The organism is Corynebacterium sp. CCUG 61414, from assembly GCF_024453945.1.
GTDB lineage: Bacteria > Actinomycetota > Actinomycetes > Mycobacteriales > Mycobacteriaceae > Corynebacterium > Corynebacterium pseudogenitalium.
The window spans coordinates 20655-33498 of the sequence record NZ_JAGPYU010000004.1; the positions used below are offsets into that span (position 1 = coordinate 20655).

Genomic DNA, 12844 nt, shown 5'->3' on the forward strand with positions numbered 1-12844 from the left:
TCGCTCGATCAGTGCCTAGATGTGGATACCCATGTCACGCAGGACCTTGCGGATCTGCGGCTCGTTCATCTTCAACGCCCAACCGACGCCACCAATCAGCGCCAGCAAGCCGACCACGATCCCGATCACCGAACCCGCCGAGGAGCCATTCACACTGCTCTGCGAGCTACCCGCCGGCGCTGGCTTCGGTGTCGGCGTTGGCTTCTCGACGCCCGGCTTCACAGCCTTGACCTGCACGTCTACGACCTTGCGGGAACCATCCGGCAGCGTGACCTGCACCGGGACGGTGCGCGTCGCGTTCGGCTTCACGGTCTCGTCCGTCTTCACCGTGAGGGTGCCGGTCGTCTCGTCGATGGCGACGGTCCAGCCGTCGCCGGTGACCTGCTCTGCCAGCGCGAACTTCGTGCCCTTCGGGGCCTTGGAGAACACGTTGCTTGCCTCTGTTTCACCAACGCCGACCTCCATAGTGGTCTTTGTCGGCTGCAGCTTCGCCGCCATGCTATTCGTTGAGCCGGGGTCAACAGTGGCCTTGATTGTCTGCTCGGATCCGTCGAAGTAGGACACCTTCACAGAGAGTGTTGCCCGCTTCGCGGCGTTGTCCTGCGGTGCGGTCGCCTCGATGACGCCGGTCTCCGGATTCACGCGCACGACCCAACCGTTCAGCTCACTCTGCTTACGGTCCAGCTCAAACTCAGTGCCTTCCGGCAGGGACTCCTCACCGGTCTGATGCACCAGCACGGTCTCGCCCGGGGAAGCGTTGACGCCCAGCTCGTACGCCGGGGCGTAGTTCTCAGCGGCATCGTTCTCACGCACGACGAACTTCGCGTTCGTCGTCGCCGTAGTGCCATCGGCGAAGGTCACGGTCACAGGGACCACGACCTCGTCGACACCCTTCGGCGCCATAATCGTCAGCGCGCCATGCTCATCGAAGCTCGCGCCCCTGTAGTCAGTGCTGAACTTCGCGCCCTTCGGCATCGGCTGGCGGGTGAAGTCGAACCCATCATCCTTCACCGTCACATTCGGACGTATCGACGTCCCCTTCTCCCCCGCCCGCACATACGACACCGGGTAGACCAGCACGTACTTCGACGTAGCTTGCTCGGACTGGTCCGCGGCTGGGTTCGCGGGGCGTGGCTTCGGCTGGACCGCAGCCGTCGACTTGTTTCCTGCCTCGTCAGTCACCGTGATCTTGTCACCCGGCTTCAGCTCCGTACCAGACGGAACATCCACCTTCCACTTGCCGTCCTGATCAGTTGTGGTTGCAATGACCTTGCCGTTCGGTAGCGTGACTGTGATCATCGAATTCGGACGATCATCCTTACCAGAGATCGTCTTATCGTCCGGCTTGATCGGGTTCACAGTCGGCGCAGTGGTGTCCCGCACCATCGGCACACTGTAAGGATCAGCAGGGTTAGAGCCCTTCTTGATCTCGTCACGGTTAGCAATGCCGTCACCATCGAAGTCACCATTCGGATCCAGCAAGGACTTACCGTCCTTACCTACGAGTTCGAAGTCGGCGGTTGCGTGGTTCTGCGAACCGTCGTTATAGGTGAAGCTCACACTCACCGTTGGGCGAACATAAGGAGTAACGATCCTCTTGAACTTCTCCCAGCTGCTGTCAATCTGCGGCAACTCGGAATTGATCTTGGCAGCGACTTTATCGTAGCCAGGAGCGGTTGCATTGACGACACCGCTCTTGCCAGTCTCAAACGTCCAGTCCTCCGCACCAGCCGACGGAGTACCGTTTGCTTCCTTCACACGAACATCGGTCTTACCAAACGGATTCGTCGACTGCTCAGTCTTACCAGCCTCAACGTTCTTCCGATCACCGTAATTCGGAACGAACTTCGAAGCATCGGAGTTCGGGTCAACGATCTTCACATCGATCTCACCAACAGTCTTGCCGCCCTTATCGGTGACAACGACCTTTCCATCCTGCGGATCAGTACCCTTCGGCACCGTCACCTTAACGTTGCCGTCCTCGTCGATCTCTACCTTGGAGCCTGGGATCTCATTGCCGTCCTTGTCGACAAGCTTGCCGGACTCATCACCCTTCGGGTTCTCAACCGTGCCAACCTCATGCGGCGTGTTATCAGCCGGAACCGTCGTGTTATCACCAGGGACGACCGAAGGATCCTTCGGCTGAACCTCAACCGTGACGTCAAGTTTGTCGGTGGAGCCATCCGGGTAGGTCACAACAACCGGAACAGTGATCTTATCCCCAGGCTTGGCATCCTCCGGAGCCTTCACGCTGATGGAACCATCCTCGTTCACGGTCACGTTCTCCGGAGCACCCTCGCCCTTCTCGAACTTCGTGCCCTGCGGCGGAGTGGTCTCGTTGCCGTTCTTATCCTTAAACGACGGAGCAGGAACCGCCACGTCCGTACCAGGCTTACCCTTACCATCCGGGTACTCAGGCTCAAAGGACTCATTATCCTTCGACGCAATATTCAATGGCACAAGATCCATGTGCTCCGATTCGCGACCATCCTGATCAACCAGAATGTACTTCACCGTCACGTTCGGCTGCTCCTCAGAAGCCTCAACCGGAGTGGTTGGGATGCCGGTGATCTTGCCGTTTTCAAACTTCAAGCCCTCCGGAAGACCCTCAACCGTAATCGACCCCTCCTTCACCTCAAAGCCCTGCGGCAGAGGACCGAAGCCCTCCGGATTCACTGCCTGATCGTAGGACTCACCGACCGCACCATCCTTCAGTGCGGTATCTGTCACCGTGACCTCTACAGCTAAGCGCTCGAGTCTCTTCTCAGGCACAGTGGACTTCTCAGTCTTCTGAATGCGTCGCGCTGGGTCTTCCTCATAAGGGTTCTCATACACCGGCTCACCGTTTTCGTCGGTGACACCAACATACTTATCAACCATGACCTCAACCTCACGGGTCACAGTCACCTCAGTGGTACCAACCTTGGTTGGAGTACCAGTGATCTTGCCGGTCGCCTCATCAATCGCCAGGCCGTCCGGCAAACCCTCAGCAGAAAACTTCGGAGCTGTGCCCTCAACTTGGTTGTCCGGGACATTGTTAAATAGCTGAGCTACGTCTTCAGCCACGTACTCGTCATACCGCGAACCCAGAGCTAGCTTCACAGGAACAACGACGGTGAACGAATCCGCAACCTCCCAACGACCAAAAGGCTCACCCGATGCAGGATCCACACTGACCACAGCAGCCGTGTAAACAGTGGTTTCCTTCAGATCTTCAGGAGCCTGGAAATCACAAGATTCCAACGCGCCCTTGTCGTCGCTCTTGAACTTGCACATCTTATCCTTGAGCTCAACCTGATTGCCCGAAGGATCAGTTGCGTACCAACGGATCGCGTAATCCGCATTCGGCATCAACCCTGCAGTCTTCGTGGTGACCTTCGAACCCGCGCGACCCTTATTGTCATAGGAGTTGTACTCCGGGATATCAAAGATCGGCTGCGCAGACATCAACGGGAATTGCAGGGCGTTCATGCCCGCGCCAAAGAGAACGCTGCCAGAATCAGCGTAGTTCTGGAACATGTTCATCGGGAACGCCGAATTCTCCACATCACGACCCTCAATACGAGGATAGATGTACATATAATCCGTATTAATGTGACGGCGCTTCGCCGAGTTAATCGTATTACCAGTAAACGCACCAAAACGAGTACCGCCATCATTTTCAGGCATAAACGACTCAGCAACCTTGCCGAAATCCCCCTCAGCAAGCTTGTTGAAAATCTGCGCAGTCTGATTCTCCTGGGTACGCGACACACCGTAGGTGCCCTTAAACGGCAGGTAAATCGTGCCGTCATCCTTCGACGGCACAACGACCGTCTCAGCAATGTGGGAGCCTACACCATGCTCAGCCTGGTACGCCTTGATAATGCGCTCCTGGTTTGCACGCTCCTGCTCAACCGTGTAACCTTTGTTCGCTTCCTTCCACGCATCAATCTGACGCGCAACCTCATCATTGAGGTAAGAAGCAACAATCTCTACACCACCAGCGGCACGATCGCCCAGGCCTGGCTCGTACTTGTAGTACCCCGGCAAAGAACCGGCGGTTTCACCGTTTTCCCACCACACCATCGACTGGTTCGGCGCAGGAAGGCTCTTGATGGTGCCAAACGCACCGTAATCCGGGAACTGACCATCCACCGTCGGCTGGCCAGTCTGGCCATCAAGTGCGCGGGTCCACTGATCTTCCGGCTTCGCCAGCCAATCAACCTGCGCTGGCTTCTCCTCAAGCACGAAACGGCCGTTGGTAATACGCGACCCAGCAGGACCAGCCGTGAAGTTCCACGACTCCATAAGACGGAAAGTGCGGGAGACGTAGCGGCCGGACTGCCTGTCACCAGCCATCACCACCGAGTACTTCTCTGCGTCGGGGTTTTCACCCCACACGCGGACCTTGAAGTTGGAATCGCCTGCCAGGCTGAACGGCGGAGCACCAACCTTATCCGTCACTCCACGAGTCAAATCAAAGGAGAAGTGCCCCTCAGAGTCTGTGGTGGTATAAAACGTCGGAGAAACCTCACCGTTGCCCGTCACGTACTGCAGGTAGATGACGTTGCCTTTCAACGGCTCGTTACTATCTTCCAGATCGTCCGCAGCGCCTGACTTATTGATGTAGGCGTAGCCGTGATAGCCGTTGTAGTCGCGCCAGCCGCCCTTTGTGTAAATTGCGTCAGGGACAAGCTTGTTCTTGCCCTGTGCCTCAGCAGGTACATCGGAGTTCGACGCAGCAGGCTTAACCGTAATATGCTCCGTGGAAGTATTATCCTGAGCGAACGCCACCGGCTGCGCCAGTGGAGCAACCAACGCAAACGATAACGCCGCAGCGGCTAGTGAGGTGCCACGGCGGCGTCGATAAGTAGAAGAATTCGGACGAGACGGCGAAGGCAAAGCAGAGTCCTTTCAAGGAAACCCATCGTTCCCACGCACTGTGCGGAAGCTGGGCAATCAGTAACAGTTACCACCAAGAATACGGACTACACCGACAAATGCCAACCAATACCCCTAGTCCAAGTCGAAGGTTTCCGGCGGGTACGCCGGCGTGTCAGAGGTCGGGGCCAGCGCCGCCAACGCCGACTCCCGCGACATACCGCACACCTGCAGCAAGTCCACCGTCAGCGAACGCGTCTGCGCCAGAATCGCGTACTCCGACAACACCGCGTCCTTCTCCAGGAGGTCCACCGACGAGCCCTGCGCCACCGCCCGCAACTCGTTCACAATCTGCGGGATCACGGTGGCCTGCGCACGCCGCGACTTCACCTCGTACACCTCAGAAATGTCCAAGCACGCCTTCGCCAACACGTCAATCAACTCAATCTGCTGCGGCGAGACGTGGTCACCGTCCTCGCACAGCACCAATGCGCGACGCGCCAGCACCCGGCACGAGCGCACCGCGTTATCCACCGGCGGGATCACCAAGCTCAGGGAATTGATGTAACGGCGCGCGCCCCACAGAAACGGCGAAATCTTCGTCGTCTCCTTTCCCGCGTTCACCGCCGACGCCATATCGTCAATATCCGTCTGCGACCCGCGGATCGCCTCCAACGCATCATCGATTACTTGAGGATCGCGGTCGGTGAGGCCGGAGGCGACGTCGTCAAGCACTGAACTCATCAACCCCATCAAGTTCGAAATCTCCGCGCGCACCGGCTCCATCGGCCCCTGCGGAATCAGAGCAATCGTGGCCAACGCCACCATGCAACCCACCGCCGCGTCAATCGTACGGTCAAAACCCGTCACCTCCGCACCGGGCGGCATAATCGTCGCGATCAGAATCGAACCAATCGCCACCTGGTTATTCACCAACTGCGACTTCGAAAAGAACGACGCAATCAGCAAACTGCCCGACACAATCGCCGCAATCTGCCAACCCCCATCCCCCAACCTGTAAAACAGCGAATCCCCCACCAGCACGCCCAACGCACAACCAATCGACAAATCGATCGCCTTCGTAATGCGCTCCCCACCCGACATGCCAATAATGATCACCACCGAAATCGGGGCAAAAAATGGCTTCGCGTTGCCAATAATGTCCCCCGCGATCCAATACGCAATACCCGCCGCGATACCCATCTGCAGAATCGGCAACAGGCGCTTGCGCACACGCATCAACCGCGCCTGAATCGACTGATCCACCGACGCCAACCTGGCACGCGTACCCATTCTCTCTTTCGCCATGCCATAACCATAGCGCCCCGGGTGGTCGTGCCGTTTTCGTTCGCTTTTCGTTCCGGTCGACCTCTTAGCGTTGACCAATGCAGGTCAGCGCGAAATCGGGATTTTGGCGTCGAAAAGCCTCAAAACGCCGTGACCTGCGCTGGTCGACCGGAGGAGGTCGACGGGAGCGGCGCGGGTGAGGGCGGTCCACTACCTATAAATTTCTCCACGGTGCCCAACATCAACCACCAACACCGTCACGATGTCATCTTGAATCTCAGCAATTACCCGATAGTCCCCGATACGCCACCGCCACAACCCTGACATTCCACCTACAAGGGCTTTACCGCGGACGCGTGGATCATTCAACCGCGACAAATCACCCAAGACTTGAAAAAGCCGACGCTGTACCTGCTTGTCTAACCGCCGCACCGCCTTTCGTGCCCTAGGCGAAAACTCAATCTGCCAGGCCACACTCGGCCTTTAGCTCATCGAGGGTAACAGTTTCCAGCTCGCCCCTACGAACAGCTTCCGCCTCAGCCTGAAGCTCGTAGATGTATTCAGCGTCATCAAGATAGGCCTCAATTGCCTCACGGATGTAGAACGCCTTTGGCCTACCTGTCTTTGTAGCAAGCTCGTCAAGCCGACGCTTCTGGACTTCGTCCATTCGCAAACTAATCACTGATCCACTCATGTATACATGTATACACAAGCCTGCCAAGCCTGTCACCCCAGGCCAGCAGTCCCTCGACAGCAAATACAAAATAGTCACATTTCAAGACACCTAACCGCATGAAGTGTGAACTGCTGGAACCTTCCAGACGCTTTCAGTGCCAATAGACGCACCGCATTTTTCGCGACCTGGGCTTTTGGCAGATTCGGCGGAAGGGATTGCGTCCTTTGGCACTTGCGCGAAAGGAAGCGACACCAGATTCCAGGTTTTTGGAGAAGCGGCTTCGTAAAACCCCAGGTCGCGGGGACCAAGAGAGGGAATTTGGTGCGCGGGCAAAAGGCCAAGACACCAAATTCCCGGATTCCAGAAAACCGCCACGACAAAACCCCAGGTCGCCCGGCCACGAATAGGAATCTGGTGCACAGCAGGCCCCCAAAGGGCCCCAAAGGGGCCAAACCACCCCACACACGAAGAAACCCCCAGGACCGCGAGGGCCCGAGGGGTTTCAGAAAAAGCAAGCAGTACGACTACTTGGACACGGAGGTGCCAACGGAGCGCAGGTCCTGGCAGGCCTCGATGACGCGGTCGGCCATGCCCTGCTCAGCCTTCTTCATGTAGGAGCGTGGGTCGTAGACCTTCTTGTTGCCCACTTCGCCGTCGATCTTCAGGACGCCGTTGTAGTTCTCGAACATGTGGGAGACCACTGGGCGGGTGAAGGCGTACTGGGTGTCGGTGTCAACGTTCATCTTGATGACGCCGTAACGCAGGGCCTCCTCGATCTTCTCCTTCTCGGAGCCGGAGCCACCGTGGAAGACGAAGTCGAATGGGTTGGTGCCGGCTGCGAGGCCGAGTTTCTTCTCGGCGACCTTCTGGCCCATGTCGAGGACCTCTGGGCGCAGCTTCACGTTGCCTGGCTTGTATACGCCGTGGACGTTGCCGAAGGTTGCGGCCAGCAGGTAGCGGCCGTTCTCGCCGGTGCCGAGGGCATCGATGGTCTTCTCAAAGTCCTCTTCGCTGGTGTACAGGTTCGCGCCGGCCTTAGCCTGGACGCCGTCTTCTTCGCCACCGACGACGCCGATCTCGACCTCGAGGATGATGTTGGCCTTGTGTGCCTTCTCCAGGAGCTCCTGGGCGACCTCAAGGTTGTGGTCGATTGGGATGGCGGAGCCGTCCCACATGTGGGACTGGAACAGTGGGTTCTCGCCGCGGTCGACGCGCTCCTGGGAGATCGCGATGAGTGGGCGGACGTACTCGTCGAGAACCTCGAGCTGGCAGTGGTCGGTGTGCAGCGCAATGTTGACGTCGTAGTGCTTAGCGATCTCATGTGCGAACGCAGCAAGCGCCTGGGCACCCGCAACCTTGTTCTTCACGGACAGGCCAGAGCCGAACTCTGCGCCGCCGGTCGAGAACTGGATGATGCCGTCAGACTCGGCTTCTGCGAAACCACGAATTGCGGCGTTGATGGTCTCAGACGACGTGCAGTTGATGGCCGGGTATGCGAACCCGCCCTTCTTTGCAGTGTCGAGCATCTGGTTGTAGACCTCAGGGGTTGCAATTGGCATGAAGATAACCTCCACTAGAGCTTCTTAGGTACGCCAACCAGTATGCCTGCTTTACTGACTATTTGCAGCCGCCACCCGCGCAGCAGCCTCCAGCAGCATCCACCCAGAAAGCTGTACCGAAAGGTCCCTCTCATCAATTCGGACCAACCCGACGGCTTCGCTCAGGGAGGATGGGCCGAGCCCGTAATTGTGGGGAAGGCGGGCGTCTTCGGTCCATCGCGCGGAGAAGATCGGCAGTCCGTCGACCTCCAAACGATGGGACCAAAGGGACTCCGCCGAGGCCATAATCAGCCTTGATGCTATCTTTTTGGTCGCGATGTTCTGGCGGGAGTCTTCCGGCAGGCGCACCGCAACATCTGCGAGGTAGCGCGCGAGAATTCCCTTGAACAGGCCGCCGTCACCGTCGCCGGATTCGTAGGGCTTGTTCAGAATTACCCCCTGGGGGGTAGCCATATGCAGGACAATCGCTTCTACGATTGCCCGGATATGTGTGATGTAAAACACGGAATCGTCGGCGCGTTTTGAGTACGCGAAAGAGTCGATTGGCTCGTCGTCGCGAAGTCCGACGTCGGCGCGCAACGCCAGCGCGATCTCTAGGCTCGCGCCGAGCACCGTGCCCTGGTTGTACGTATACAGCTTGTCGACGACCTCCGGGCCATGCATCCGCATCCGGATCCCGTCCTGCACCAGGCCTGATTCGGTGACCAGGTTGTCGAACGTCCAGTCAAGCAGCTCGCGGGCCTTGTCCAGGCGGCCGGTGCGCGCGAACAAGAGGGCGGCCGGGCCGTTCGAGGGCACGTTGTAGAAGGTTTCCTCCGTGCGCCACGGCAGCACACCCATCACCGGGTCGATGCCTGCGAGCAGGTCGAACTCCAGGGCGTCAAGGGCCTTCGTGCGGCGTGCCAAGCCCTCGTCGACGGCGCGGTTCCACGCCAGGGCCAGCCAGGCCTTGTCGTCGTAGTACTTGTTCTTCGTCAGCTTGCCCAGGTTGCGGCGCTGGATGCCACGCAGGGTGTCTTTGAGGCGGCGCTTGTGGGTTTTGGTGGGGCGTCGAAGAGCGGCGTCGATCTGGCAGTCCAAATAGTGGGCCTGCCACCAGTAGTGCCAGTGCCAGTAGAGGCGATCCTTCGAGCCCGGTGGCCACGTGACCACCGCGAGGTTCGTCTTCGGCAGCCCCCACAGGCGCGAGGCGTGCCGCTCCTGCACAGCCGATTGAGCCAGGTCAGCGCGGTGCGACCATGTTTCCGCGGCGGATTCTTCCACAACCTTCACCTTTCACCAAGCAGTACTCAAGTCGGCGTGCTGGCGTATCCACGCGTGCATCGCGATGCCCGCGGCAACGCCCGCGTTAATCGAGCGCGTCGAGCCGAACTGCGCAATCGAGCACGTCATCGACGCCTCGCGCTGCGTCTCGTCCGTAATGCCGGGGCCTTCCTGCCCGAACACTAACACGCAGCGCTGCGGAAGTTCCGCCGTTTCGAGCGGCACGCAGCCGGGCGTGTTATCGATCGCCACAATCGGCAGGTCGTGCTCCTTGGCCCACTGGGCGAAGTCCTCGATCATCGCGTGGTGGCGGATGTGCTGGTAGCGGTCCGTCACCATCGCGCCGCGCCGGTTCCAGCGCCGTCGCCCAATAATGTGGACCTCCTCGGCGAGAAACGCGTTCGCGGTGCGCACCACGGTGCCGATGTTGGCGTCGTTCTCAAAGTTCTCGATCGCAACGTGGAACGGGTGGCGCCTTTTGTCCAGCTCCTCGCGGATCGCCTCCAGCGACCAGTAGCGGTAAGCGTCCACTACGTTGCGACGATCCCCCTCCTCCAAAAACTGCGGATCCAGGCGGGGGTCATCCGGCCACGGGCCCTCCCACGGGCCTACGCCGTGGCGGCCCTCATTCCACTCCGTTGGCCCTTTTGCCTGCTCAGTTGAGTCCAAGGTCCTCGAGCCCCAGCAGGAATCGGTACTCTAGGCCGGCCTCGTGCAGGGCGTCGGCGGCGCCAGTCGCTCGGTCCACTACGGTGGCCACCGCGACGACCTCCGCGCCCTCGGCGCGCACGGCCTCCACCGCGGTCAGCGGGGAGTTGCCCGTCGTGGTGGTGTCCTCCACCACCAGCACCTTCTTCCCAACAATCGACGGCCCCTCAATCCGGCGCTGCATCCCGTGCTTCTTCGCCTCTTTGCGCACCACGAACGCATCGATCGGGCGGCCGGCGGCGTGCATCACGGCCGTGGCCACCGGGTCCGCGCCCAGCGTCAGGCCACCAACCGCGTCGAACTCCAGGTCCGCCGTCATCTCACGCAACAGCTTGCCGATCAGCGGCGCCGCCTCATGGTGCAACGTCGCACGACGCAGATCCACGTAGTAGTCCGCCTCCTTCCCGGAGGAAAGCGTGACCTTGCCGTGCACCACGGCCAGTTCCTTGACCAGCTCTGCGAGGCGTGCTTTATCGTTCATGATCGGTTGGCTCCTTCTCGGTGTCCGGGGTGTCTGACGAGTCGTTGAAAATTGTGGAGGGCTGCTGCTCGCGGCGCACTCTGGTCAAATCATAGAGCTGCGCGCCGTCATCGGCAGGTGAACCGTCCGCGATCGGCGCCACAGAATCCGCACCGACCTCGTGGTCCTCCAACTCGCCGAATCCGCCGCCGGTCACGCGGGTCGGCAGCTCAAGTGGTTCCTCCGGGCGCTGCACCTGCGGGGTCTCCGGCTCAGGTGCCTCCTCGGCACCGAGCGCCGGCGCAAGCGCCGCCGCCTCGCGCGGTGGCAGCGTGCGTGCCGCGTCCGCCAGCAACGCCAGTGGCGCGAACGTGTCCTCCCAGTCCTGTGGCGTCGAACCGCGCTCCAGCTGGGCCAACACCCAGTCTTGCTCGCACCACACCGCGCACACACTTTCGGGCATCTCGCGCAGGGCGGTGCGCACGCGCACATCGATGAAGCGCAGGACGGGACCGGGCTCGTTCGTGAATAGCTCGAAGCCCTCGACGGTTTCCACCGGCACCAAATCCGCCGAGGAATCCGCCTGGAACTGCGGGCGGCGCATATCCACCACGATGTCGCTGACCTCACCCGTTGCGACGGCCACCACCGTCACACCGCCAAGGTCCACCACGCGGACATCATGGCCGTAGACCTGGCCCGCTACGACGTCGCGCGGCTCCGCACCGGACGCCGCCGCACCCCGGTGCCACTCATCGACCAGGTACTCATCCACCTTGGAGAAGCGGAAGCCGTGTTGTTCCGCCCACAGGCGGCGCTCCCGGCGCGACGCGCCCGGCAGCTGCAAGCCCGACATGCGGTGTGGACGCTTCGGGGCAGGCTCGGGCTCCGGCTCTGGCTCCGGTTCCGGGGCCTGTTCCAGCTCTAGCTGTGGCTCTGGCTCCGGCGCAGGTTCCGGTTCGGGTTCCGGTTCCTCTTCCACCTCGAGCGCAGGCTCCTGCTCGGCCTCAGGCTCCACGTCCTGCTCGGCCTCAGGCGAGGGCTCGGCTGGTGGCGGAGGGGGCGTCGATAAGGAAGAAGACGCAGGTGCAAACCACAACCAGACAGCCGCGACCACGAGCAGCGCGGCCAGCCCAAACAACACGTAAGCAATCATCGAGGACTGATATTACAGTGCCGTGGCGACCTTATTCCCCAACCGTGCACTCCACTGCGACCAGCCACCCACATAATGCGTGGCCACCGGCAGGCCAGCGTGCTCCATCGCCGCGATGAGCAGCGCGGAGTGGTTGCCCGAACCCGAGTACGTAATCATCTTCGCCGGGTCCGTATTCTGCGTCACGCCCAGGCTTGCGAAGCGGTCGCGGATGTAGTCCGTCTCCTTGATCTTCCTGGTCTCTTTGCAGAACAGGTCCGCCGCCGGCAGGTTCAGCGCCGACGGAATGTGGCCCGCCTTCAAGTCCAGTACTTCTCGACGCCCCGCAAAGCGCTTCTCATCACGCGCATCAATCAGGATGCCCTCGAAGCGCTGTACGTCCTCCAGCGTCGCCACCGGAAGCTTGCTGCCTTCCAGCTCCAGGTCACGCGGGACGACCACGTTGCCCGGGCCGGCGATGGTCTTGAGGCCCTCGGCCTCCCACTCGCGGAAGCCGCCGTCGATAATGTGGACGTGCTCCAGGCCAGCCCAGCGCATGATCCACCACGCGCGGGCGGCGAAGACGCCGGAGCCCTGGTCGTAGATGAAGATCGGGCGGTTCGCCTCGACGCCCCACTCCTCGAGCGCCTCATCGATCACGGCGAGCGACGGCAGCGGGTTGCGGCCCTCGCGGCGGCCCGGCATGCCCACGAGGTGGCCCTCCAGGTCACCGTAGACGGCAGTCGGGATGTGCTCGGACTGGAACTTCTGCCAGGCCGTGCCTGCCTCCGGCTCCCAAGAAACATCGAGCACCGTCTGCTTCTTGCCGGACTTAATACGTTCGTACAGCTCCTGCGGAGAAATAAAAACAGTCATACATAACACCATACGCG

General features: G+C 60.5%; 10 protein-coding genes. All 10 read right to left on the reverse strand.

Features of this window, described 5'->3' with window-relative positions:
• Positions 1 to 15 precede the first annotated feature (15 nt).
• Positions 16 to 4884 carry a YPDG domain-containing protein gene (locus KBX14_RS04805; protein ID WP_256041947.1) on the reverse strand — a complete coding sequence of 1623 codons (4869 nt, stop codon included), beginning with the start codon at positions 4882 to 4884 and terminating at the stop codon, positions 16 to 18.
• A 114-nt stretch (positions 4885 to 4998) separates the two neighbouring features.
• Positions 4999 to 6171, reverse strand: a complete 1173-nt coding sequence (locus KBX14_RS04810) for an aromatic acid exporter family protein (RefSeq protein WP_256041948.1) — start codon at positions 6169 to 6171, stop codon at positions 4999 to 5001.
• Between the two features lie 189 nt (positions 6172 to 6360).
• Complete coding sequence (locus tag KBX14_RS04815; RefSeq protein WP_070975596.1) at positions 6361 to 6624, reverse strand: type II toxin-antitoxin system RelE/ParE family toxin; 264 nt, start codon at positions 6622 to 6624, stop codon at positions 6361 to 6363.
• Positions 6608 to 6844 (reverse strand): ribbon-helix-helix protein, CopG family, encoded by a 237-nt coding sequence (locus tag KBX14_RS04820; RefSeq protein ID WP_070361826.1) that lies wholly within the window; start codon positions 6842 to 6844, stop codon positions 6608 to 6610. The genes KBX14_RS04815 and KBX14_RS04820 overlap by 17 nt, the downstream gene beginning before the upstream one ends.
• Positions 6845 to 7350: 506 nt before the next feature.
• Positions 7351 to 8391 carry a class II fructose-bisphosphate aldolase gene (fbaA, locus tag KBX14_RS04825; RefSeq protein WP_256006653.1) on the reverse strand — a complete coding sequence of 347 codons (1041 nt, stop codon included), beginning with the start codon at positions 8389 to 8391 and terminating at the stop codon, positions 7351 to 7353.
• A gap of 45 nt (positions 8392 to 8436) precedes the next feature.
• Positions 8437 to 9648, reverse strand: a complete 1212-nt coding sequence (locus KBX14_RS04830) for a glycoside hydrolase family 76 protein (protein ID WP_070975597.1) — start codon at positions 9646 to 9648, stop codon at positions 8437 to 8439.
• A 12-nt stretch (positions 9649 to 9660) separates the two neighbouring features.
• Positions 9661 to 10317 carry an RNA methyltransferase gene (locus tag KBX14_RS04835; RefSeq protein ID WP_256041949.1) on the reverse strand — a complete coding sequence of 219 codons (657 nt, stop codon included), beginning with the start codon at positions 10315 to 10317 and terminating at the stop codon, positions 9661 to 9663.
• A complete protein-coding gene (gene pyrE / locus KBX14_RS04840; RefSeq protein ID WP_256041950.1) occupies positions 10304 to 10837 on the reverse strand; it encodes an orotate phosphoribosyltransferase in 534 nt (177 codons plus the stop codon). Before pyrE ends, KBX14_RS04835 begins: the two co-directional genes overlap by 14 nt.
• Complete coding sequence (locus KBX14_RS04845; RefSeq protein ID WP_256041951.1) at positions 10827 to 11972, reverse strand: hypothetical protein; 1146 nt, start codon at positions 11970 to 11972, stop codon at positions 10827 to 10829. Before KBX14_RS04845 ends, pyrE begins: the two co-directional genes overlap by 11 nt.
• 12 nt (positions 11973 to 11984) lie before the next feature.
• Positions 11985 to 12827, reverse strand: a complete 843-nt coding sequence (locus KBX14_RS04850) for a sulfurtransferase (protein WP_256041952.1) — start codon at positions 12825 to 12827, stop codon at positions 11985 to 11987.
• Between the last annotated feature and the right edge of the window lie 17 nt (positions 12828 to 12844).